Source organism: Dyella kyungheensis, from assembly GCF_016905005.1.
In the GTDB taxonomy this organism is placed as follows: Bacteria; Pseudomonadota; Gammaproteobacteria; order Xanthomonadales; family Rhodanobacteraceae; genus Dyella; species Dyella kyungheensis.
The window spans coordinates 211690-234585 of the sequence record NZ_JADIKC010000007.1; the positions used below are offsets into that span (position 1 = coordinate 211690).

Genomic DNA, 22896 nt, shown 5'->3' on the forward strand with positions numbered 1-22896 from the left:
ACGTCCTCAGTTGGCCGGCTGGGCCTGCAGGCGGCGCAGGCGCTCCTGCGCCAGACCGGCCGCCTTGGAGCCGGGGTACTTCGCGCTGACGTTCTTCAGCGTGCTCTTGCCGGCGTCGACCTGCTTGAGCTCGATCTGGCTGTAGCCGACCTTGAGCATGGCGTCGGGCACTTTCTCGCTCTGCGGAAACTGGGTCAGCAGATGCTGGAACGCTTCCATCGCCACCTGGTAATTGCTGGTGGCGTAGTACGACTCGCCCAGCCAGTAGAACGCGTTCGGCAGCAGCGGGCTGTCCGGGTACTGCTGGATGAAATTGCGGAAGTCACGCGAGGACTTCACGTAGTCGCCGGCACGCAGCGACTTGAAGGCGTCGTCATAGGCGGCCTGCGCGGTGGCATTGGTCGCCGCGGCGCCCTTGCCTGCCGCAGCCGCGGCCGCTGCCGGCTTGGCTGCTGCGGCCGGTTGCGGCGCAACAGGCGGCACCGGCGGTGCGACGTTGGCGGCCGGAGGCGGCACGTTGGGATTGGCATTCCCCGCATTTGCACCCGCTGCACCGGCACCGCTTTCGAGGTGGCCCAGGCGCGAATCGAAATCCGAGGCTTGCGCTTTGTTCTTGTCGTTGGCTTCCTGCAGCTGGTGCTGCAGTTCCTCGATCTGGCCCTGCATCTGCTGCAATTGGGACTGCAGCGCCTGCACCTGGTTGACCAGGGCGGTTCCCTGATTCTGGCCCTGCGCCTGCTGTTCGAGCCGCGATACGCGGTCGGCGAGGCTGAGCCGTGAATCCTGGGCCTGTGCCGGGATGACAAAAAGCATGGCGGACGCGATTGCGCCCGCCATGCCCATCCTGGCCGTGAAGCTGTTAGCCAGTGTCTTCTTCATTACTTCGCCGTGTAGACGATCTCGACGCGACGGTTCTTGCTCCAGCAATCTTCGTTGTGCTCACGGCACACCGGCTTTTCCTTGCCGTACGAGATCACGTTGAGCTGGCTGGCCGAGCCACCGTTCGACTGCAGCGCGCTGGACACGGCATTGCCGCGACGCTCGCCCAGGCCGAGGTTGTACTCGCGCGTGCCGCGCTCGTCGGTGTTGCCTTCGAGACGGATCTGCGCCATCGGGCGATCCTGCAGGTACTTGGCGTGGCAAGCCATGATCTGCTGGAACTCAGGCTTGATTTCGTCCTTGTCGAAATCGAAGTACACAACGCGCTGACGGAGGCAGGCGTCGGTATCGAGATCGGCCGGGGTGTACTTGCCAGCGGTCGACGGAGCCGGGGTGGTCATCGGCGCTTCCGGCTGCGGCTGCGGCTTGACTTCCTGCTTCTTCGAGCATGCGGCCGCGCCAACGCAGAGCAGGGCGACCAGGGCGACGCGAACGGTCTTATTCATGGTGGACGTTCCTTCAAACAGGTTTGAGTTCCGACAGTCAATAATGATTGCGGTTACGGGACAGTTTTCGCCGGTGAACCGGCTGTTATTTTGACATTTTTGCTGCCGGCCGTGCGCTGTCTCGCACTGCCTCGCCCACCGACCGCGACGCAAGGCCGCGGCTGGCAAGCTGCTTGACCCCGGCGTGTCGTCCAAGGACTTCACGCCGTGATCACATGGTCGTGACGCTTACGCGTTACGGCATGAACTGTTTATCGCTGACGATAAGGACCCCAAGCCGGTTCGCGAACGTCGCCATCGGCAAGCACCAGTCGCTGACGAACCAGGCCGTCGGCGGACACGGCGTAAAGCACGCCGCGTCGACCTTCCGAAGCGGCGTACAGCAGCATGCTCGCATTGGGCGCGAAACTCGGGGTTTCGTCGATTGGACCCGGCGAGATGAAGCGCACCTGCCCACCCAGACTGCGATCCATAATGGCAATACGATACACGTTCCCGTTGCCCTGCACCATCGCGATCTGCTTGCCGTCATAGCTGATCGAGGCGTTGGCGTTGAACTGGCCCTGGAAAGTGATGCGCTCTGCCCCGCCACCGCTGGCCGACATCTGGTAGAGCTGCGGGCGGCCCGAGCGGTCGGAGGTGAAGATGATGCTCTGGCCATCCGGCGTCCAGCGCGGCTCGGTATCGATGGCGAGGTTGTTGGTCAGGCGGGTCTCCGAGCGGGAGCCCACGTCCATCACGTAGATCTCGGGGTTGCCCTGGTACGAGAGCGCCAGCGCCAGCTTGCTGCCATCCGGCGACCAGGACGGTGCACCGTTGATGCCCTTCGCGCGAGCCGACACGAGCTGACGCGAACCGGTCGTAATGTCTTGCACGTAGATGGCCGAATTGCCGCTTTCGAACGACACGTAGGCAATCTTGCGGCCATCCGGCGACCACGCCGGCGACAGCAGCGACTCGCGCGAGCGGGCCACGACCTGCGGGTTATAGCCGTCCGAATCGGCCACGATCAGCGAATAGGTGGTGTTGTTGCCCAGGCCGACCGAGGTGATGTACGCAATGCGTGTCCAGAACGCGCCGCGCACGCCGGTGATCTTCTCGTAGATGGCATCGGCAATCTGGTGGGCCACGCCGCGCAGGTCGCCGGCCGGGGCGGTGAATGCCTGGGCCAGCAGGCTCTGCTGGCGGTTCACGTCCCACAGTTCGTATTCCACCCGCAGCATGCCGCCGCCGGCATCGCTGATGCGGCCCACGGTGATGTAGTCCTGCTTGAGCAGGCGCCAGGTGGCGAAGTTGATGTCCGCGCCCTTGGACGGCGTCTCCACGATTTCGCTCTTGGCCAGCGAGCGGAATTTGCCGGAGCGGTTGAAGTCGTTGCGGATGACATCGGCGATGTCGGTCGACAACGGCGCACCGCCGGCCTGCGCGAACGGCACGACGGTGATCGGCGTGGCCGATTTCGTCACGCCCTCGACGGTGCCGGTGAGGGTGGAGGTCTGCGCCGACGCCAGCCCTGCGCACAGCAGGGCAAGCAGTCCAAGCAATAGGGCCAGATAGCGGGATGGCTTTTTCATTGCGTTCTCACCTATGGCTTGAAAAACATATCAACGTTGCGGCTGAAGACCTTTTCGAAGCCCTTGAAGGGCAACTGGTTGGCCCTCATCGCGGCGTCTTCGACGGACTTGCGCCCGGCTTCATCGAACGGGCAACTGGCGTCGACCTTCGCGCTGACGACCTGCCCGCCCTGCAGCTGCACAATATGCAGCAGGCACGGCTGGTTGGGCATGTTATCCGGCCCGACCCAGTTCTGTTTGAGCGTATTCTGAATCGCCGCGAGGTATTGCGCCCTCAAATCGGCGTCATTGCCGTTGCTGCCGGTCTGCGCCTGGTCGGCATACGGCAAGTTCTCACGCCCGTTGTCCTGGGCGTTCTTGAGGTCCTGCATCTGCTGCTGAGCCTGCTTGGCCCTGCTTTCCGCCTGTTTGCGCGAGTTGTCGGCCGCGTCCATCTTGGCGAACAGCTCGTCCAGCTTCTTCTGCTCTTCCTGCTTGTGCTTGGCCGCCTGGGCGTCCAATTCGGCGGCGCGCTGGCGCTGCTTCTCTTCCTGTTCCTTCTTGGCGTCTTCCGCCTTTTGGGCGGCATCGGCCACGATCTTTTCCTGATCGACGGTGTCCGGATGCTCCGGCGGGGGCGGCAGCTGCTTGATCTTGGGGGTTTCTTCCGACGGCGGCGGCGGTATCGAGGGCGGCGGCGGCACCGTGTCGGGCACCGGTTTGGCCTTGGCCGATTTCGGCGGCGGCGCAGCGGTGATGCCCACCAGCTCGGCCTCGATGATTTCACCCTGCAGCGACACCGGCTTGGCGCAGGTGATCGGATTCCAGCTGGCCGGAAGGTTCAGCGTGGCGAACATTTCTTCGTAGAACGAGCACGGAATCACCGCGAAGGCCAGGAAGCCCACGATGCCAAGATGGAGAATGGCGGAAAGGACGACCGCCTTGGACGTGCCCTTAGGGGAGTCGGCCCTCATTTCTTGGCGCCCGACTCCGGTGCGCTCATCAGGCCCACCTTGGCCACGCCAGCCTGCTGCAGATCGGCCAGCACCTGGTAGACGCCGTCGTACTTGCCGTCGCGATCGCCCGCGACCAGCACGCTGACCTGCGGATTGGCCTTCACGAAGGCGCCGACCTTGAGCTTCATGGTCGCCACATCCACCGGCTGATGCTTCTCGGCACCCAGCGTGAGGTACAGCTGGCCACCCTGGTCGACCGCGATGATCACCGGATCTTTCTTGTCCTGCATCGACTTGGCGTTGGCCTGCGGCAGGTTCACGTCGACGTTGGAATTGAGCATCGGCGTGGTGACCATGAAGATGATCAACAGCACCAGCATCACGTCGATATAGGGAACGACGTTGATCTCGGATTTGAGCTTGAAGCGCTTGTGGCGCGCGGAGCTACGCATCGTCGAGTCCTCAGGCCGCTTCGTCGGTCTGGATCTGACGCTGCAGCACCGACGAGAACTCTTCCTGGAACACTTCGTAGCGCGAGGCCACGCGCTCGACCTTGTTGGCGAAGCGGTTGTACGCCCACACCGCCGGGATCGCGGCGAACAGGCCCATCGCGGTGGCGATCAGCGCTTCGGAAATGTGCGGCGCCACCACGGCGATGGTGACATCCTTCATTTCGCCCAAGCCCTGGAAGGCGCCCATGATGCCGATGACGGTGCCGAACAGGCCGACGTACGGGCTGATCGAACCCACGTTGGCGAGGAATTCCAGGTTGCGTTCCAGGCGGCCGATCTCGCGGGTGCCGGCCACGCGCATGGCGCGCTCGGAACCCTCGATGACCACGCGCATGTCATGCACGCGGCGCTGGCGCTGGCGCACGAATTCGCGGAAGCCCGACTCGAACACGTTTTCCATGCCGCCGTTCTCGGCGCCGCGATTGCTCACTTCGCGGAACAGCTGGGCCAGGTCGGCGCCGGACCAGAAGCGCTCTTCGAAGCCCTCGGCCTCCTGCATCGCGGACTTCAGCTGTGCGTGCTTGCGGATGATGATCACCCAGGAGAGGAAGGAGAACACCAGCAGCACCAGCATGACGGCCTGCACCAGGATGCTCGCTTCCGCGATCAACTTGAAAATGTTCAATCCACCGTTCATTGCTTGGGGGTTCTCCAGCGCACGTACTTTTATTTAAGGGGAAAGGCCGGGGATGAGGTCGGCCGGAATTTGTACAGGACGCATGCGGCGAACATCGACGCACGCCACGCGCACCTTTGCGCGGATCAGCTCCGCGCCGTCCGCCCGGCGGATCGTCTGGGCGAAAAGGATACTGGCTGCCCGCCGTTCTTTGACTTCCACGCTTACCGCCAGTTCATCATCCAGCAGGGCCGCGCGCAGGAAGTCGATCTGCATTTCCCGCACCAGGAAGGCCAGGCCGGTGCTTTCCTTGACGGCGGACTGGTTGATGCCCAGGGCACGCAACCACTCGCTGCGTGCACGTTCCATGAAACGCAGGTAGCTGGCGTGGTAGACCACCCCGCCCGCATCGGTATCTTCCCAATAGACGCGCACCGGCCATTCGAACGGCTCGGTGGCCAGGACTTGGCTTGTATCAGACATCGCTGTTGTCGGCAGTGAAGAGGTCGGCGGACACCGAGGGACGCGGCGGCGGGGTCAGGCCCAGATGGCGCCAACCCTTGGCGCTGGCCATGCGGCCGCGCGCGGTGCGCACCAGGTAACCCTGCTGGATCAGATAGGGCTCGACCACGTCCTCGAGGGTGCCGCGGTCTTCGCTGAGCGCGGCGGCCAGCGATTCCACCCCCACCGGACCGCCATCGAAATTCTCGATGATGATGGTCAGCAGGCGGCGGTCGAGCTCGTCGAAACCCTCGGCATCGATCTTCAGCATGTCCGTGGCGGCCCGTGCGGCATCGCGGGTGATCTGCCCTGCCGCACGCACTTCCGCGTAATCGCGCACGCGACGCAGCAGGCGGTTGGCGATACGCGGCGTGCCGCGCGAGCGGCGGGCGATTTCCTGCGCGCCTTCCAGCTCGCAGGGAATGCCCAGGATGCGCGCCGAACGCCGCACGATGGCGGTGAGCTCGTCAGGCGTATAGAACTCCAAACGCTGCACGATGCCGAAGCGGTCGCGCAGCGGCGCGGTGAGCAGGCCGGCACGGGTGGTGGCACCGATCAGCGTGAACGGCGGCAGATCGAGCTTGATCGAGCGGGCGGCGGGGCCTTCGCCGATCATGATGTCGATCTGGAAGTCTTCCATCGCCGGGTAGAGCACTTCCTCGACCACCGGCGAGAGGCGATGGATCTCGTCCACGAACAGCACGTCGTGCGGCTCGAGGTTGGTCAGCAGCGCCGCCAGGTCCCCTGCCCGCTCCAACACCGGACCCGAGGTGGAGCGCAGGTTGACGCCCAGCTCGTTGGCGATCACGTGGCTCAGCGTGGTCTTGCCCAGGCCGGGCGGCCCGAAGATCAGCACGTGATCGAGCGCGCCACCGCGCTTCTTGGCCGCCTCGATATAGATCGACAGTTGCTCGCGCACCGTCTGCTGGCCCAGGTATTCGGTCAGTCGCTTGGGACGGATGGAAGCCTCGAGGGCCTCGTCGTCCATCTGGGCGGCAGCGGTAACGATGCGGTGTTCGGTCATGGGCGAAATTATGGCAGAGCAGGGTGACGCAGGCTTGAAAAAAAGCCCGCTCACCCGGCACCCAGCATGGAAAAGGGCGCCGAAGCGCCCTTTTCGTCAAATTTCGACCTGGGCACCCAGTTCGATCAGACGATTGCCCGGTATCTGGAAGAACGCGGTGGCCGGCAGTGCGTTGCGCGCCATGAAGGCGAACAACTTGTCCCGCCACAGCGCCATGCCCGGCCGGCGGGCATCGGCAACGATGGTTTCGCGCGACAGGAAGAAGGTGGTGTCCATCATGTCGAACGGCAGGCCCAGCTTGGAGCACTTGGACAGCGCCCTGGGAATGTTCGGATCTTCCGCAAAACCGAAACGCAGGCTCAAGCCGTAGAAGTCGCCGCCCAGCTCGGTGATCTCGATGCGCTCGCCCGGGTCGGCCGTGGGCGTTTCCAGCGTTTCCACCGTCAGCAGCACATTGCGCTCGTGCAGCACCTTGTTGTGCTTGAGGTTGTGCAACAGCGCATGCGGCACGGCGTTCTGGTTGGCGGTGAGGAATACCGCTGTGCCCGGCACGCGCAGTGGCGGATGCTCGCTGATGTTCTCGATGAACGGTTCCAGCGCCAGTCCGCTTTGCTTGATCTCGCGGATCACCAGCTCGCGGCCGCGACGCCAGGTCGTCATCACGATGAAGATCCACACGCCCAACACCAGCGGGAACCAGCCGCCGTGGGCGATCTTCAACGCGTTGGCACCGAAGAAGGCCAGGTCCAGCGTCAGCAGCAGAATGCCCACGGGAATGAGCACGACCCAGTTCCAGTGCCAGTGACGGCGCGCCACCACCAAGGCCAGCAGCGTGGTCATGGTCATGGTGCCGGTCACGGCAATGCCGTAGGCGGCGCCGAGATTGTCGGAACTGCGGAAACCCAGCACGGCGCCGAACACCAGCACCATCAACATGCGATTGACCCACGGCACAAAAATTTGCCCGGACATTTCGCGCGAGGTGTGCACCACCGGCATGCGCATCGAATAACCCAGCGACATCGCTTCGCGGGTCATCGAGAACGCGCCGGAGATGACCGCCTGCGAAGCGATCACGGCTGCCGCGGTGGCCAGCGCGATCATCGGATAGAGCAGGCTATCGGGCACCAGCAGGTAGAACGGACTCTCGATCGCCGCCGGATTGTTCAGCAGCAGCACGCCCTGGCCGAAGTAATTCAGCAGCAACGCCGGCAGCACGAAGAAGAACCACGCGCGGCGGATCGGCTTCTTGCCGAAATGACCCATGTCGGCATACAGCGCCTCGGCGCCTGTCAGCGACAGCACCACGCCGCCCAGCGCAATGAACGAGGCGTAGCCGTGGCTGATGAAAAAACGCACGGCATAAACCGGACTCAACGCCCACAACACCTGCGGGTGCTGCATGATCTGGTTGACGCCCAGCACCGCCAGCACCACGAACCACACGATCATCACCGGCGCAAACGCCTTGCCGACCGCATCGGTGCCGTGGCGCTGCAGCGCGAACATGCCGGCCAGGATCACCAGCGCAATGATCACCACGAAACGCGACAGCGATGGCGCCGCCACTTCCAGGCCCTCGACCGCGCCGAGCACGGAAATCGCGGGAGTGATCACGCCGTCGCCGTAGAACAGCGCGGCGCCGAAGATGCCGATCAGGCCCAGGATCCAGCGCGCCCGCGCCGATCCGCTCATGGAGCGCTGGGCCAGCGCCATCAGCGCCATGATGCCGCCCTCGCCCTTGTTGTCGGCGCGCATCACGAAGGTCACGTATTTCAGCGACACCACGATGATCAACGACCAGAAGATCAGCGACAGCACGCCCAGCACGGCACCGGGCGTCGGCGTCATGCCGTGCGTGCCCAGCGTTTCCTTCATGGTGTAAAGCGGACTGGTACCGATGTCGCCGAACACGACACCAATGGCGCCCAGCGCAAGCTTCATCATGCGACGGCGCAGATCGATCGCGCTGTCGCCCTGTGTGCTTTCGTGGCCCACGTATCAGCTCCCTAATGCGGCGCGCAGCGCCTTGCGGATGATCGATTCGGCGGTATCGCCTTCGGCGGCCACCTTTTGCACCAGGCGGGTCACTTCCGCCGGCTTGTAGCCCAGTTGCTGCAGCGCCACCGTGGCTTCGCCCGCCGGATCGAGCGGCGCGCCGTTCGGAGCGGCATGCGTGCCGGGCAGCGTGATGCCCAGTCCGTCCACGCGATCGCGCAGCTCCACCACCATGCGTTCGGCCGTCTTCTTGCCGATGCCGGGAATCTTGGTGAGCGCGACCACGTCGCCCGTTTGCACCAGCCGGGCGAAATCGTTGGTGGACACGCCCGACAGCACGGCCAGCGCGATCTTCGCGCCGATGCCGCTGACTTTCTGCAGGTTGCGGAACAGGGTGCGCTCGGATTCGTGCATGAATCCGTACAGCGCCACGCTGTCTTCCTTCACCGCGTAGTGCGTGAGCAGGGTGACTTCCTTGCCGGTTTGCGGCAGGTCGTAGATGGTGGACATGGGCGCTTCGAGTTCATAACCCACGCCACCCACTTCCACCATCAGCCACGGCGGCTGCTTGGACACCAGGGTGCCGCGCAAACGACCGATCATCGACGCCTCCAGGCGGTCCGGGGAATACCCACGCGCGCAAGGCTGGCACGGGTGTGTGCATGGGCCACCGCCACAGCGAGCGCGTCTGCCGCGTCTGCCTGCAGGGGCCCTTTGAGTCCGAGCAGGACGCCGATCATGTGCTGCACCTGGGTCTTGTCGCCTCGGCCGCTGCCAACCACGGCCTGCTTTACTTCTGTCGCCGCGTATTCGTGCACCGCGATCCCCTGGCTGACCACCGCGCAGATCGCGGCGCCCCTCGCCTGCCCCAGCTTCAATGCCGAATCCGGGTTGCGCGCCATGAACACGCGCTCCACCCCGCACTCATCCGGGCGATGGGCGGCGATGATGGCACACAGCTCGTCAAATATGCGTTTCAGGCGCAGCGGAAAGGTGGCCTCGCCAGCTACCGCCAGCGCGCCATGGAAGACATGGGACAGCTTGCCGCTGGCGTCGACATCGATGATGCCGACACCGGTGCGCTGGCTGCCCGGGTCAATGCCGATGATGCGGGTCATGGGCGAAGGCTCGCCGCGGGCCGGTGACAGCCGCGTACTTAGCCGGCGGCCTCGGCAGGCAGCAGGGCGTTGTGCGAGACCTCGCTGACGTCGTCGAGCCCGTCGAGCTTCTCCAGCAGGTCAAGCAGCGACTCCAGCGCCTCGCCGGGTACCGGCAAGCGGTTGCTCGGGCGCATGCCGACGCCGGCGTGCTCCGCGTGCAGACCGGCCGCGGCCAGCGCCTGCTGCACGGCTTCGAAGTTTTCCGGCGCGCACAGCACGGTGCTTTCGCCGTTCTCGTTCACCACGTCGTCGGCGCCTGCTTCGAGTGCGGCCTCCAGCACTTTTTCCTCGGCGGCTTCATCGCCGCCGGTGGCGAATACCAGCTCACCCACGCGGGCGAACTGGAATGCCACGGAACCGGAGGTGCCCAGGTTGCCGCCATGCTTGGTCAGCGCGTGGCGCACGTCGGCCACGGTGCGGGTCGGGTTGTCGGTGAAGCAGTCGATGATCAGCGCGATGCCGGCCGGGCCGTAGCCCTCGTAGCGCAGCTCTTCCATCGCCGCGCCGCCGTCGGCACCCGAGCCGCGCTTGATCGCGCGCTCGATGGTGTCCTTGGTCATGTTCGCCGACAACGCCTTGTCCACCGCCGAGCGCAGGCGCGGATTGGCGGACGGATCGGCGACGCCGGCGCGTGTTGCCACGGTGATTTCGCGGATCAGCTTGGTGAACACCTTGGCGCGCTTGGCGTCTTCGGCGTTCTTGCGACCTTCGATGGACGGGCCTCTACCCATGGCACTTCCTGCAAATCTGGTGAACGGACAAGCCGCGAATTGTATCGCTTCACGGTGTCGGACGGGCAAGCGGCACTCAAAGTGAGTTGCCAGGCGGGCTCAGAGCCTGTTCAAGCTCTCCGCGTGGTCGAACGCGCCTTGCTGGAGGAACTGGGTGACCTGTCGCGCGGCCTCCTGCGAAAACAGCAGGCCGGTGTGGTTGGTCTCGATGGCGCAATGGTCGGCGATGCCCGGCAGGCAGGTTTCCTCGACCGTCACGCAGCCATCGTTGTCGCCGTCGAACTGGCCGATCATGGCACCCAGGCCCAGTGACACCTTGCCGGCAATCACGCCAACCTCGCGCTCACCGTTCCAGTGGTCCAGGCCGTTTTCCAGCAGTTCGCGATTGTGGCCGAGCAACACCTCGCCACCCCGCCCCATGCCGGCAAACCGACGCGCTGCCGCGCTGCCCTTGAGCGGCGAGCCTAGACAGACCACACGCCCCGGCGGCAAGGCCACGTCCACGCAGGCCTGCAGCGCCAGCAAACCGCCCAGGCTGTGCCCGACCAGATGCACCCGATGGGCGTCCTGTCCCAGTTCGTGGATCTGTGCCTGCAGGCTGTTGAGGATGCGCGGCTGCGAGGCGGCCACGCTCATGTAGTCGAAACGATGCACGCGAAAACCCGCCTCCATCATTCGCCGATGCAGCAGCAAGAGCGCGAAACCGCGCATCCAGAGGCCGTGCAGGAGAATGACGTGATCGGTCATGGCGCGTAAGGGACATTCATCGACGACGGGAACCACCGGGCTTTTGCAGCCCGGTCATCCTGAAGAGTCCATTGTGCACAAAAAGTTGCGACCGGGCCGCGACGCAGTGCGCGGATGCCTTCGCGTCGCGACGCTTGAGCATGCGATCTTTTGCCCATCATTCCGGCGCAGGCCGGAATCCAGGACGCCAGTGGGCGCCTTTCGCGTGGCCACGCATGCTTTTGGGGCTCGACGCGAAAGCCCTGCTCGTTCGCCACTGGATTCCGGCCTGCGCCGGAATGACGCGCGAACGAACCGGGCGCTTTCTTACCCAGCCGTCTTCGCCTCCGCCGCCACCTTCACGTGCAGCTCCTTGAGCTGCGACTCGCCGACCGGCGACGGTGCGTCGGTCATCAAGTCCTGCGCGCTGGTGGTCTTGGGGAAGGCGATCACGTCGCGGATCGATTCCGTGCCCGCCATCAGCGCCGCGATGCGGTCGATGCCGAAGGCCAGGCCGCCGTGCGGCGGCGCGCCGAACTTCAGCGCCTTGAGCAGGAAGCCGAACTTCATCTCGGCCTCTTCCGGGGTGATGCCAAGCAGATCGAACACCGTGCTCTGCATGTCCGGGCGATGGATACGGATGGAACCGCCGCCAATCTCGGCGCCGTTGAGCACCATGTCGTAACCGCGGCTCACCGCGTTGGACGCGTTCGCGCGCAACTCGGCGATGTCGTCCACCTTCGGCGCCGTGAACGGATGATGCAGGGCGACGAAGCGCTTCTCTTCCTCGTCGTATTCGAACATCGGGAAGTCGGTGACCCACAGCGGCTTCCAGCTGTTTTCGACCAGACCGCGATCCTTGCCGACCTTCAGGCGCAGCGCGCCCATGAAATCGGTGACTGCCTTCCACGCGCCCGCGCCGAAGAACACCATGTCGCCGCTCTCGGCACCGGTGAGCTTGAGCACGCCTTCCAGCGCCTTGTCGTCGAGGAACTTGGCCACCGGCGAATTGATGCCGTCGCGGCCCTTGGACAGATCGTCCACGCGCAACCAGGCCAGGCCCTTGGCGCCGTACTTGGCCACGTATTCGGTGAGCTGGTCGATTTCCTTGCGGGTGAAGCTGGCGCCGCCCGGCACGCGCAACGCGGCCACGCGACCGTTGTCGGCGTTGGCCGGTTCGGCGAACACCTTGAACTCCACGTGCTTGACCGCGTCGGCGATGTCGACCAGTTCCAGCGCAATGCGCAGGTCCGGCTTGTCCGAACCGAAGCGACGCATCGCCTCGGCCCAGGTCATGCGCGGGAAGACCGCGTCGAGCTCGACGTTCACCACTTCCTTGAACACGTGGCGGATCAGTTCCTCGACGAAATCCTGCACGTCCTTCTCTTCGACGAAGGCGAATTCGAGGTCGAGCTGGGTGAATTCCGGCTGGCGATCGGCGCGCAGGTCTTCGTCACGGAAGCAGCGGGCGATCTGATAGTAGCGGTCGAAACCGGCCATCATCAGGATCTGCTTGAACAGCTGCGGCGACTGCGGCAGCGCGTAGAACTGGCCCGGATGCACGCGGCTGGGCACCAGGTAGTCGCGCGCGCCTTCGGGCGTGGCCTTGGTCAGGATCGGCGTTTCGATGTCCTGGAAACCGGCCGCATCCAGATAGCGGCGCAGCGACTGCACCAGCTTGATGCGACGGCGCATCATCTTCTGCATGTCGGGGCGGCGCAGGTCGAGATAGCGGTAGGTCATCCGCATGTCTTCGTTCGGATTCTCGTGCATCGCGAACGGCAGATCCTTCGCGGCATTGAGGATCTCGACCGTGTCGGCCAGCAGCTCCACCGTGCCGGTGCGCAGCTTGTCGTTGACCGACAGGCGCTTGCGGATGGTGCCGGTGACGCGCAGGCAGTATTCGTTGCCGATCTCGTTGGCCACCGCGAACGCCTCGGCGTTCTCGCGCTCGATCACCACCTGGGCCAGGCCCTCGTGGTCGCGCAGGTCGACGAAAGCCACGTGGCTCTGCAGGCGAAGGGTGTTGACCCAACCACACAGGGTGACGGTCTGGCCGACCAGTGCCTCATCGATGAGGCCGCAAAAATGCGTGCGCATGCGCTTGGAACTCCGGGCCGACTAGCGGCGTGATGCGTGGACAAGAAGACCCGGAATGTTAACACCGGCAGCCCCGGCGGCGGACGCCGGGCGCGGCCCGAAGACCGCGCCCAGGCCCGTGTTTCACCCGACTACCAGCGGCGATTGACCGAGAACAGGCCGCGGCAGCCCTTGGAAACCCACACGCCGGCGCGATTCCAGCCCCAGCTGTAACCCTGCTGGCAAGCCGATCCGGACAACTGTCGCACCAACACGGCATTGCCGCGCGCGCCCACGTCCACCTGGCAGAAGTGGTACTGCTTGTCGTTGCTTTCGCACTGCAGGCGGATCTCGCGATCCCAGTCGGGACCCGGACGCCAGCCCCCCTGATCCGGCGGCGGTCGATAACCCGGCGGCGGGTAATAGCCACCGCCTCCGCGTCCCATTTCGACGAACTGCGCGCGGCAGCCGCGATCCACCCACAGGCCACCGCGATCGACGCCCCAGGTCTGCCCGCGGATGCACGGGCTGTTCGATTCCTGCCGGATCATTTCGGCATCGCGCCACGGCACCTGGCAACGCGTAAAGCGGCCGTCGTCGCTGCCGCAGCGCACCTGGTCGCGCCCCTGCGCCTGGGCGACCGGAGCGGACATCCACAAAAGGCCGGCCACAAGGCCCGTCGCCACACCCATCAAGCCAGTTCGTATCCGGAACATCGACCCCACTCCTTCATGTGACGGCTTGTCACGCTAGTGGGGATATCTTCAACCGGAATTGAATATCTTGCGACTGTTTCGTAGAAACCTGCCGGCCGGCTATCCGGCGTTCAGACGGCCGGCCCGTCAGCTCTCGCCGGACGAACCCGACGACCCGCTGGAAGCGGTCGATGCGCTGGTTCCGGCGGAGCTCGACGAGGTCGACTGAGCCCCGCTGTCGCCGGCCAGGTTGCGCTTCTTGTCGCCGTCCTTCTTGAAGTCGGTTTCGTACCAACCGCTACCGGCCAGGCGAAAGCCCGGCGCGCTCAGGCGACGCTTCACTTCAGCCACGTCGCAGGCCGGGCACACCGACGGATCGGGGTCGGAGATCTTCTGCAGGCGGTCAAACCGGTGGCCGCAGCTGCTGCATTCGAATTCGTAGATAGGCATGGACACTCCACAGGATCAGCCGCCGCGCCGGCATCAGGCTCCGGCCGCGGGCGGCGACAATCGGCCATTATCGAGGCGAACGGCGCGAATTCAATGATAGTGCGACCGGCTGCAGTGCACCCGGCAGCAAGGATGCGAGGCCGGAAGCGCAGTGAAGAATCTCGGCTCGCGCTCGCTTTCTCAGGTTCCAGGCTGCACGCCTAGAAGAACACTCCGGGGTTCACCGAGAAGCGCTCGGAGAGGTTTCGAATGTGCTCCACCGTCAAGCTGCGCTTACCGGCCAGAATCTCGGACACCACACTCTGGCGACCGATCTCCGGCAGCTGATTCTGCGTGAGATGGTGTTGATCCATCAGGAAGCGCACGACGTCGACACCGCGCACATGAGGCTGCGGGTAGTGCGCCTGGTCGTAGGCATAGATCAGGTCGCTCACCGTCATGAACAACGAATGCTGCGGGTGCGCCTCATCCATGGCGCCTTCTTCGAGCAGGGCATCGGCGATCCGGGTTGCCTCGTCGTAGTCTTGTTCACTGGCGATGTGGCGCACGCAAGTGACCTCCTGAAAGGTCTCCCAGGCTTCGGCAAGGGTGGCAAGAGCAAGCGCGCTCATTTCCATTTTCCTTTGTTGTACTCGGCGTGGGTCAGCACGTGCTTTGTGTAGCAGACCTGCTGGCTGAAGCTGATGCCAGTGACGATGCGATAGTGATTCCCGCGGATATCGAAGATGTACTTCTCTTCGTAGATATCCATCGATCCGAACGTCCGGCGAAGATCGTGAAAGCTGTAGAACTGATTGCCTTCCATCAGCTTCCGCCAGATCTGCAGCGGGCCATCGGCATCGGGATGAGCCGCTCCAAACACGGCCAGCCGCTTGTTTGATATCACTCGCACAGCAGCTCATCCCTGAGAGTTCGGGACAAAAATATCGCAAATTGCGATATTGTCAATAGCAATCCGTTATATCTTCCGAAACTAGAGCGCCAGCGCCACCAGCACGGCCGCCTCGGTGAGTTCGGTCAAGGCGCCGCAGGTATCGCCGGTCATGCCGCTAAGCCGGCGCATGCAGGACCAGCGCCAGCAGGCGAAGACCAGCGCGGCCACCACGATGGCCCGCAAGCCGTGCCAGCCGGCGAACAGCGCGACGATCGCGGTGAGCAGCAGCGCCATGCCGCAAGCGATGCGCGATTCGCCTACCAGGGCGCTGCCCAGTCCGCCGCTGCGCACATAGGGCGTGGTCATGAACGCCGTCGTGAGCAGTGCGCGTCCCAGCAAGGGCGCCAGCCACAGCATCGCCGACGGCTGCGGCACGCTTGCCAGCGCCACGAACTTCAACAGCAGCACCAGCACGATCGCCGTGACGCCGATGGGGCCGCTGCGCGGATCTTTCATGATGCTCAGCGTGCGCTCGCGATCGCCCAGGCCGCCGACCCAGGCATCCGCGCTATCGGCCAGCCCGTCCAGGTGCAGCGCACCCGTGAGCGCCACCCACGCCACCAGCAACAGTCCCCCCGCGAGCATGGGCTCCGCGCCGGACAGCAACCAGCCCAGGCACCACAGCAGGCCGCCGATCAACAAGCCCACGGCGGGATACCAAGCCAGCTGCGCCGACGGCGACGACGCGCCAGCGAACACCCGCGCCGGCACCGGTATACGGGTGAGAAAGCCGATGGCGGCAAACAATCCGCGCATCAGGCCTTGGCCCGCGTGCCGGTGGGGGGCACCCACTGCAACGCATGCAGCGATGCGTGCGGCACCTCGATATTCGCCATCTCGCCGAAGTCGCGGCCTTCCGCTTCGCAACGCAGCAGGCGGATCGCCCCGCCATGCGTCACCACCAGCACGCGCTGGGTTTCCGCCGCTTCGCCGACATCGTTCAAGGCAGCGCAAAGACGCTCGCGAAAACCGGCAAAGGATTCGGCACCCGGCGGCGGATGGGCGACCGGATCTCTCCAGAAGTTGGCCAGCGCGTCACCCTGCTCCTGGGCCAGGGTTTCGATCGGCACGCCCTGCCATTGGCCGAAGTGGTATTCCGCCAGCCGCGGATCGAGGCGCATCGGCACGCGCCGCGCGCGCGCCAAGTCCTGCGCGAACTCCGCGCAACGACGCAGCGGCGAGCTGACGATGGCATCCCAGCTGCGGCCGAAAATCGCCGCGCGCAACTGGCTCCAACCCAGTGGGCTGAGCGCATCGTCGAGTTGGCCGCGATAGCTGCGCTGCCCGGTATCGCCGTGGCGCAACAGATCGATGCCAACGTGCTTGCCGGTCATGCGCTGCTCACTCCCGCCTGCGCGAAGGTCGCCATGCGCGAGTGCAGCTCGCAGGCCAGTCGCATCAGCGGAACAGCGGTGGCCGCACCGCTACCCTCGCCCAGGCGCAAGCCCAGATCGAGCAGCGGATCGGCCTCCAGCACGGACAGCAGGCGCGCATGACCGCGCTCCTGCGAACGATGCGCGAAGAACATCCACTGGCGGCACGCCGGATGGATACGCACCGCGGCCAGCGCCGCCGCCGTGGTGATGAAGCCGTCGACCAGCACTGGAATACCACGCTGCGCCGCGCCGATATACGCACCGCACAAGGCCGCAATCTCGAAGCCACCGACGCGACCCAACCACGACAACGCATCGTCATCGGCCGGATACAACGCCAGCGCGCGTTCGATCACCGCGACCTTGTGCTGGATGCCCGCTGCGTCCAGGCCGGTGCCTGCACCGGCCAGCGCCCTGGGCGATTCGCGCAGGAGACCGCAGGCGAGCGCGGCAGCGGAGGTGGTGTTGGCGATGCCCATCTCGCCACCGATGAACAGCTTCGCGCCGGCGTCCTGCGCTGCCTGCGCGCTGTCGGCACCGGCGCGCAAGGCCAGATCCAGTTGCACGGCGCTCATCGCCGGTCGCTCGCAGAAATTGCCGGTCTGCGGCGCGATGATGGCGCGACGCACGTTGGGCAGTTCGCCCGGATCGTTCACCGTGCCCAGGTTCACCACTTCCAGCATCGCGCCGAGACTGCGCGCCAGCACGCTGATGGCCGCGCCGCCGTTGGCGAAGTTGCGGATCATCTCGCCGGTGACGACCTGCGGAAACGCCGACACGCCTTCGGCGGCCACGCCGTGGTCGCCCGCAAAAATACTGATCCACACGGACTGCAGCGTGGGCATCGCCACGTGCTGCATGCCGGCCAGCCGCACGGCCAGCGTTTCCAGCGTGCCCAGCGAGCCCGGCGGCTTGGTCAGCTGCGCCTGATGATCGAGCGCACGCTGGCGGCTCTCTTCGTCGATGGCGAAGCAGGGTTCGGTCAGCCAGTCTTGGCTCATGTAAGGCTTCCTTTAAGAGGCATCGGCAAACCGGCGACCACCAGCACCACCCGCTCGCATTGCGCCGCGAGCAACTGGTGCAGCCGTCCGGCTTCATCCACGAATCGCCGCGTCAGCTCGCCCATGGGCACCACGCCCATGCCGACTTCGTTGCTGACCAGCAACACCTGCCCCTTCAACGAAGGCAGCAGGTGCAGGAGCGCGTCGCGTTCGCGCTTGAAATGTTCGCTATCGGGATGGCCCAGCAAATTGCTGAGCCAGAGCGTGAGGCAGTCGACCAGCACGCAGCGGCCGGGCCGCGCATGCGTCTGCAGTGCATCGGCGAGTGCCAGCGGTTCTTCGACGCTGAGCCAGTGAGGCGGACGCTGCGCGCGATGATGCGCAATGCGTGCAGCCATCTCTTCGTCATGCGCCTGCGCGGTGGCGATGTAGACCACCTCGTGGCCGGATTCGGTCGCCAGCCGTTCGGCCAGCGCGCTCTTGCCGGAGCGCGCGCCGCCCAGGATCAGGGTGCGCATGGCGTGCGCTCCCTGGGTTGCAGCAGACGCTGCAAGGCGGAAATATCGAGATGCGCTTCGACCGCGTCGGCCAGGCGATCGATGCTCGCTTCGCGCAAAGCATGCATGTCCAGCGGCGCGGCATCGCGCAGGCCGGCCCAGCCCAGCAATGCGGCGAGCGCCTGCGGTTCGTCGAACAGGCCGTGCATATAGGTGCCGAGGATCTGCCCGTCCGGCGTCAGCGCGCCGTCCGGCTCGCCCGCACCGAGCCAGCTGGCCGGTTGCCCCAGTGCTGCACCGCGACTGACGCCGCAGTGGATTTCATAGCCGCTCACCCGCGAATCCCCAAGGACCAGTTTCCCCTCCACGCGGCGCAACTGCTTGCGCGCCTCCAGCGTGGTCTCCATCTGCAACCAGCCCAGTCCAGCGCTCGAGCCCGGCTCGCTCTCGATGCCCTGAGGATCATGCACGAACCGCCCCAGCATCTGGAAGCCGCCGCAGATGCCGATCACTTTCCCCCCGTAGCGTAGATGCCGTGTGATGGTTTCGTTCCAGCCCTGGGCGCGCAGCCAGGCGAGGTCCGCGCGGGTGGATTTGGACCCGGGCAGGACGATCAGATCCGCGGGCGGATGGGTTTCGTCCGGGCCGATGAAACGAAAGTCCACCTCCGCATGGGCGCCAAAGGCGTCGAAGTCGGTGTGGTTGCTGATGCGCGGCAATGCCGGCACCAGCACCCGCAGGCGCGCGGCCTGCTTGCGGGCCGTCTCGCGGGGCAAGGCGTCCTCCGCTTCCAACTGCAGCCCGTGGAGATAGGGCAATACACCAAGCACCGGCTTGCCCGTTTCGCGCTCCAGCCAATCCAGCCCCGGCTGCAGCAGCGCCATGTCGCCGCGAAAACGATTGATCACGAAACCGACGACGCGTGCCCGCTCGCTTTCCGAAAGCAGTGCCAGGGTGCCGACGAGGTGCGCGAACACGCCCCCGCGATCGATGTCGGCGATCAGGATCACCGGGCAGTCGACGGCTTCGGCATAACCCATGTTGGCGATGTCGCGATCGCGCAGGTTGATCTCGGCCGGACTGCCCGCGCCTTCGACGATCACGGCGTCGTAGCGGTTGGCCAGACGGTGATGCGAGGCGAGTACGGCATCCATCGCGATGCGCTTGTAGTCGTGGTAGTGGCGCGCGTCCATGTTCGCCACCGGATGCCCGTGCACGATCACCTGCGCGCCGATGTCGCTGTTGGGCTTGAGCAAGACCGGGTTGAAGTCGGTGTGCGGCAACAGGCCGGCGGCTTGCGCCTGCACCGCCTGCGCCCGGCCGATCTCGCCGCCGTCCACGGTGACCGCGGAATTGAGCGCCATGTTCTGCGGCTTGAACGGCGCCACCGACATGCCACGTCGATACGCCCAACGGCACAACGCGGCGACCAGCGTGCTCTTGCCTGCATCGGAGGTACAGCCCTGCACCATCAGTACGCTGGCGGTCATGGCGATGATTCCTTGAAGTTCAACGTGCCGAGCGCGCGGTCGAGTCGCTGCAACGCAGACGCATCGGCGGGCAAGCCGAAACGCAGGCTGGCGGGCGCATTGAATAGCCGGGTCAGGATGCCCTGCTTCGCCAATGCCACGTGCACGTGCTCGGCGCGTGCGTCCTGCCACCATTGGAAGAAGGCGCTGCCCCCAGTAGGTAACAAGCCATGGCGTGACAATACGGCCGCGAGGCTGTCGCTCGCTGCGTGCAGCCACTCGCGCGCGCTCGACTGCCACACGCGATCGGCCAGCGCCTGCGTGAGCACATGACGTGCCGGCCCGTTCAATGTCCACGGCCCGAGCTGTTCGCGTAGTCGTTCGAGCAGTGTGGGATGCGCCGCGACAAATCCGGCGCGCGCGCCCGCCAACCCGAAGAATTTGCCGACCGAGCGGAGCACGATCAGTCCCTCGCGATGGGCTTCACGGCACAGGCTGTCGTCCGGCGTGGCATCCATGAAGGCTTCGTCGACCAGCAGCCAGCCGCCGCGTGCGGCGAGCGACGCGTGGCAGGCCAACAAAGCTGCGCGCTCGAAACGATCGCCCGCGGGATTGTTCGGATGGATCAGCACGATCACGTCGAAGCGCGAGGCCTCCGCAAGCAACACGGACGCCGGCACCGTTTCGACAACGTGTCCTGTACGACGCCATGCATGCGCGTGCTCCTTGTATCCGGGAGCGATCACGCCAATGCGTGAAGCCTGCCGCAGCGCGGGCAGCGCCTGGATGGCAGCCTGCGATCCGGCCACGGGCAACAGATGCTTCGCTCCGTAATACGCACAGGCAACTTCCATCAGACCATCGTCATCTTCCGGGAGTCGCTGCCACACCGACGCAGGAATCGGCGGCACCGGCCATCCGAACGGACTGATGCCGGTGGAAAGATCCAGCCATGCATCGGGCGCCATGCCATAGGTCTGCGCCGCTCGCAGCAGGCGTCCGCCGTGCTCAAGCATGCGAGGCTCCCCAACGGACGATGCCGAGCACAACCATCACGGCCAGCCACAACATCACGCCGCGACGAACCAGCTGCAGCGCGCGCACGATGGAACGCGCATCGGCGGGCTCGCCTTCGCCCAGTGCTGGCCGGGGTTCCCACACGCCGTCGTAAGGCGCGGCACCGCCAAGGCACACGCCCAGCGCGCCGGCACCGGCAGCCATCACCGGGCCCGCATTGGGGCTGTCCCATTGCGGCGCCTGTACGCGCCAACAACGCCATGCGCGCGCCGCATCGCCCAGCAATCCATAGCTGAGCGCGGTCAAGCGCGCCGGCAGGAAGTTGAGTACGTCATCGAAGCGCGCCGCCGCCCAGCCGAAGCACTCATAGCGCGCGTTGCGATAACCCCACATGGCGTCCAGCGTATTGGCCAGCCGGTACAACACAGCGCCCGGCACACCCAGCACAGCGAACCAGAACAGCGCGCCGAACACGGCATCGTTGCCGTTCTCCAGCACCGATTCGGTCGCCGCGGCGGCGACCTGCACGTCGTCCAGCGACACCGTGTCGCGACTCACCATGCGCCCAACGGCCGTTCGCGCACCGAGGATATCGCCCGCTTCGAGTGCGCGAGCCACTGGCATGGCGTGATCGCTCAAGCTGCGCAGACCGATCACCAGATAAAGCACTACAGCCTGATAGACGAACCACAGCCACGGCGCGACATGCATGAGCCATGCGCCGAACGCCCAGGCAGCGAACACGACGGGCAGCACGACCGCGCACCACGATGCGATACCCGACGAGCGACGGTCGCGATAAAGGCGCGATTCGACGAAGTTCGCCAGACGTCCAAACGCCACCAAGGGATGGAACCGCCGCGGCTCGCCCAGCCACGCATCCAGCAGCACCGCTGCGACCATGGCCAGGGCCATTGTCATGGCTGGAACAACGCCACTGCAGCGGTGGGATTCGAGGGAAAGTACAGGTGCATGAAGCTCGCGGTGAAGCGTCCGCGCCGGTACACGCCCTCCCGGCTGGGACCGCCATCCGGATTCGTCGCCATGGCCAGTGGCGCCTCGCCGATCTGCGCAAGGGCGTAGTGGAAGGTGTGGCCGCGCAACTCACCTTCGGGCAGGCCGATCGACTGCATGCCCAATCCACCCAGCCGCGCCTGCATCGCTGCATGGCCGCGCAACAGACCCGCCATGGGAAAAGCGACGCCATCGGTTCCGGCAAGGGAGTCCAGCGCGTAAAGCATGCCGCCGCATTCGGCGAGCAAGGGCCGGCGCGCATTCACGTGATCGTGCAAGGCATGGCGCAGCGCATCGTTCGCGGCGAGCGCCGGCAGATGCAATTCCGGATAGCCGCCCGGCAGCCACGCGGCGTCGCACTCCGGCAGCGGCTCACCGGCCAGCGGCGAGAAGAAGCGCAACTCGGCGCCCGCCTCGCGCAACAGATCGAGGTTGGCCGGATACAGAAAGCAGAAGGCCGCATCGCGGGCGATGGCGATGCGGCAGCCGTGCAGCGTGGCCGGTACCGAAGCGCGCGATGCCGCAGGAAAGGCCACGGGCGTGGGAAGCTCGGCGGAAGCATGGGTTGCCCAGGCGTCCGCCAACGCGTCCAGCCGCGCATCGATATCGCCCAGTTCGCCGGCCGCCACCAGGCCCAGATGCCGCTCGGGCAATGCCAGCGACGCATCGCGCGGCAACGCACCCAGCCAATGCAGATGGGACGGCACACTGCCTGCGAGCAACTGCGCGTGATACGCGCTGCCGACACGATTGGCGGCAACGCCGTGCACAAGGAGCCCTTCGCGATAGTTGGCCAGACCCAAGGCCAGGGCACCGAACGTCTGCGCCATCGCCGAGCCGTCGATCACGGCCAGCACAGGCACGCCAAAGCGCTGCGCCAGGTCGGCGCTCGACAGGCCGCCATCGAACAGGCCCATCACGCCTTCGATCAGCAAAAGATCCGCGTCGCCGGCCGCTTCATGCAAGCGCGCGCGCACGTCGTCCTCGCCGTTCATCCATAGATCGAGCTGGTACACGGGCGCGCCGCTGGCGCGCTCCAGCACCATCGGATCGAGAAAGTCGGGGCCGGTCTTGAACACGCGCACACGCCGGCCCTGGCGCACATGCCAGCGCGCCAGCGCAGCGGTCACCGAGGTCTTGCCTTGTCCCGATGCGGGTGCCGAGATCAGCAGCGCGGGACAGGATGTGTTCGTATCGCTCAT

General features: G+C 65.5%; 26 protein-coding genes. All 26 read right to left on the reverse strand.

Annotated features, from left to right (window positions below):
* Nucleotides 1–6 precede the first annotated feature (6 nt).
* Nucleotides 7–813, reverse strand: coding sequence for a tol-pal system protein YbgF (gene ybgF / locus ISP20_RS15615; protein WP_484489047.1), 807 nt, complete (start codon nucleotides 811–813; stop codon nucleotides 7–9).
* Between the two features lie 65 nt (nucleotides 814–878).
* Complete coding sequence (gene pal / locus ISP20_RS15620; protein WP_204637038.1) at nucleotides 879–1385, reverse strand: peptidoglycan-associated lipoprotein Pal; 507 nt, start codon at nucleotides 1383–1385, stop codon at nucleotides 879–881.
* A 251-nt stretch (nucleotides 1386–1636) separates the two neighbouring features.
* Nucleotides 1637–2959 (reverse strand): Tol-Pal system beta propeller repeat protein TolB, encoded by a 1323-nt coding sequence (gene tolB / locus ISP20_RS15625; RefSeq protein ID WP_204637039.1) that lies wholly within the window; start codon nucleotides 2957–2959, stop codon nucleotides 1637–1639.
* A gap of 11 nt (nucleotides 2960–2970) precedes the next feature.
* Complete coding sequence (locus tag ISP20_RS15630) at nucleotides 2971–3912, reverse strand: protein TolA (protein WP_204637041.1); 942 nt, start codon at nucleotides 3910–3912, stop codon at nucleotides 2971–2973.
* The gene (gene tolR, locus ISP20_RS15635) at nucleotides 3909–4346 is read right to left on the reverse strand and encodes a protein TolR (protein ID WP_204637042.1); all 438 of its coding nucleotides are present in this window, start codon (nucleotides 4344–4346) and stop codon (nucleotides 3909–3911) included. The genes ISP20_RS15630 and tolR overlap by 4 nt, the downstream gene beginning before the upstream one ends.
* A 10-nt stretch (nucleotides 4347–4356) precedes the next feature.
* The gene (gene tolQ / locus ISP20_RS15640) at nucleotides 4357–5043 is read right to left on the reverse strand and encodes a protein TolQ (RefSeq protein ID WP_204637043.1); all 687 of its coding nucleotides are present in this window, start codon (nucleotides 5041–5043) and stop codon (nucleotides 4357–4359) included.
* A gap of 33 nt (nucleotides 5044–5076) precedes the next feature.
* Complete coding sequence (ybgC, locus tag ISP20_RS15645; protein WP_204637045.1) at nucleotides 5077–5505, reverse strand: tol-pal system-associated acyl-CoA thioesterase; 429 nt, start codon at nucleotides 5503–5505, stop codon at nucleotides 5077–5079.
* A complete protein-coding gene (gene ruvB / locus ISP20_RS15650; RefSeq protein WP_204637046.1) occupies nucleotides 5498–6547 on the reverse strand; it encodes a Holliday junction branch migration DNA helicase RuvB in 1050 nt (349 codons plus the stop codon). Before ruvB ends, ybgC begins: the two co-directional genes overlap by 8 nt.
* A gap of 96 nt (nucleotides 6548–6643) precedes the next feature.
* Nucleotides 6644–8494, reverse strand: coding sequence for a potassium transporter Kup (locus tag ISP20_RS15655; RefSeq protein ID WP_204637372.1), 1851 nt, complete (start codon nucleotides 8492–8494; stop codon nucleotides 6644–6646).
* Between the two features lie 54 nt (nucleotides 8495–8548).
* Nucleotides 8549–9148, reverse strand: coding sequence for a Holliday junction branch migration protein RuvA (gene ruvA, locus ISP20_RS15660; RefSeq protein ID WP_204637047.1), 600 nt, complete (start codon nucleotides 9146–9148; stop codon nucleotides 8549–8551).
* Complete coding sequence (ruvC, locus tag ISP20_RS15665; protein ID WP_204637049.1) at nucleotides 9145–9663, reverse strand: crossover junction endodeoxyribonuclease RuvC; 519 nt, start codon at nucleotides 9661–9663, stop codon at nucleotides 9145–9147. Before ruvC ends, ruvA begins: the two co-directional genes overlap by 4 nt.
* 38 nt (nucleotides 9664–9701) lie before the next feature.
* Complete coding sequence (locus ISP20_RS15670; protein ID WP_204637051.1) at nucleotides 9702–10436, reverse strand: YebC/PmpR family DNA-binding transcriptional regulator; 735 nt, start codon at nucleotides 10434–10436, stop codon at nucleotides 9702–9704.
* 99 nt (nucleotides 10437–10535) lie between these two features.
* Complete coding sequence (locus ISP20_RS15675; protein WP_204637052.1) at nucleotides 10536–11183, reverse strand: esterase/lipase family protein; 648 nt, start codon at nucleotides 11181–11183, stop codon at nucleotides 10536–10538.
* Nucleotides 11184–11489: 306 nt separating this feature from the next.
* Complete coding sequence (gene aspS / locus ISP20_RS15680) at nucleotides 11490–13262, reverse strand: aspartate--tRNA ligase (protein ID WP_204637053.1); 1773 nt, start codon at nucleotides 13260–13262, stop codon at nucleotides 11490–11492.
* Between the two features lie 131 nt (nucleotides 13263–13393).
* Nucleotides 13394–13957 carry a DUF3011 domain-containing protein gene (locus tag ISP20_RS15685; RefSeq protein ID WP_275586818.1) on the reverse strand — a complete coding sequence of 188 codons (564 nt, stop codon included), beginning with the start codon at nucleotides 13955–13957 and terminating at the stop codon, nucleotides 13394–13396.
* 126 nt (nucleotides 13958–14083) lie between these two features.
* The gene (locus tag ISP20_RS15690) at nucleotides 14084–14386 is read right to left on the reverse strand and encodes an FmdB family zinc ribbon protein (protein WP_204637054.1); all 303 of its coding nucleotides are present in this window, start codon (nucleotides 14384–14386) and stop codon (nucleotides 14084–14086) included.
* A gap of 200 nt (nucleotides 14387–14586) precedes the next feature.
* Complete coding sequence (locus tag ISP20_RS15695) at nucleotides 14587–14997, reverse strand: helix-turn-helix domain-containing protein (protein WP_204637055.1); 411 nt, start codon at nucleotides 14995–14997, stop codon at nucleotides 14587–14589.
* Complete coding sequence (locus ISP20_RS15700; RefSeq protein WP_204637056.1) at nucleotides 14994–15278, reverse strand: type II toxin-antitoxin system HigB family toxin; 285 nt, start codon at nucleotides 15276–15278, stop codon at nucleotides 14994–14996. Before ISP20_RS15700 ends, ISP20_RS15695 begins: the two co-directional genes overlap by 4 nt.
* Nucleotides 15279–15359: 81 nt before the next feature.
* Nucleotides 15360–16079, reverse strand: a complete 720-nt coding sequence (locus ISP20_RS15705) for an adenosylcobinamide-GDP ribazoletransferase (RefSeq protein WP_204637374.1) — start codon at nucleotides 16077–16079, stop codon at nucleotides 15360–15362.
* On the reverse strand, nucleotides 16076–16654 hold the full coding sequence (locus ISP20_RS15710; protein WP_204637057.1) for a histidine phosphatase family protein: 579 nt from the start codon (nucleotides 16652–16654) through the stop codon (nucleotides 16076–16078). Before ISP20_RS15710 ends, ISP20_RS15705 begins: the two co-directional genes overlap by 4 nt.
* Complete coding sequence (gene cobT, locus ISP20_RS15715; RefSeq protein ID WP_204637058.1) at nucleotides 16651–17697, reverse strand: nicotinate-nucleotide--dimethylbenzimidazole phosphoribosyltransferase; 1047 nt, start codon at nucleotides 17695–17697, stop codon at nucleotides 16651–16653. Before cobT ends, ISP20_RS15710 begins: the two co-directional genes overlap by 4 nt.
* The gene (gene cobU / locus ISP20_RS15720) at nucleotides 17694–18215 is read right to left on the reverse strand and encodes a bifunctional adenosylcobinamide kinase/adenosylcobinamide-phosphate guanylyltransferase (RefSeq protein WP_204637059.1); all 522 of its coding nucleotides are present in this window, start codon (nucleotides 18213–18215) and stop codon (nucleotides 17694–17696) included. Before cobU ends, cobT begins: the two co-directional genes overlap by 4 nt.
* Complete coding sequence (locus tag ISP20_RS15725; protein WP_204637060.1) at nucleotides 18203–19684, reverse strand: cobyric acid synthase; 1482 nt, start codon at nucleotides 19682–19684, stop codon at nucleotides 18203–18205. Before ISP20_RS15725 ends, cobU begins: the two co-directional genes overlap by 13 nt.
* Entirely contained in the window at nucleotides 19681–20679 is a 999-nt protein-coding gene (gene cobD, locus ISP20_RS15730; RefSeq protein ID WP_204637061.1) for a threonine-phosphate decarboxylase CobD, read from the reverse strand. The genes ISP20_RS15725 and cobD overlap by 4 nt, the downstream gene beginning before the upstream one ends.
* Nucleotides 20672–21601 carry an adenosylcobinamide-phosphate synthase CbiB gene (gene cbiB / locus ISP20_RS15735; RefSeq protein WP_204637062.1) on the reverse strand — a complete coding sequence of 310 codons (930 nt, stop codon included), beginning with the start codon at nucleotides 21599–21601 and terminating at the stop codon, nucleotides 20672–20674. The genes cobD and cbiB overlap by 8 nt, the downstream gene beginning before the upstream one ends.
* Nucleotides 21598–22896, reverse strand: coding sequence for a cobyrinic acid a,c-diamide synthase CobB (locus ISP20_RS15740; RefSeq protein WP_204637063.1), 1299 nt, complete (start codon nucleotides 22894–22896; stop codon nucleotides 21598–21600). The genes cbiB and ISP20_RS15740 overlap by 4 nt, the downstream gene beginning before the upstream one ends.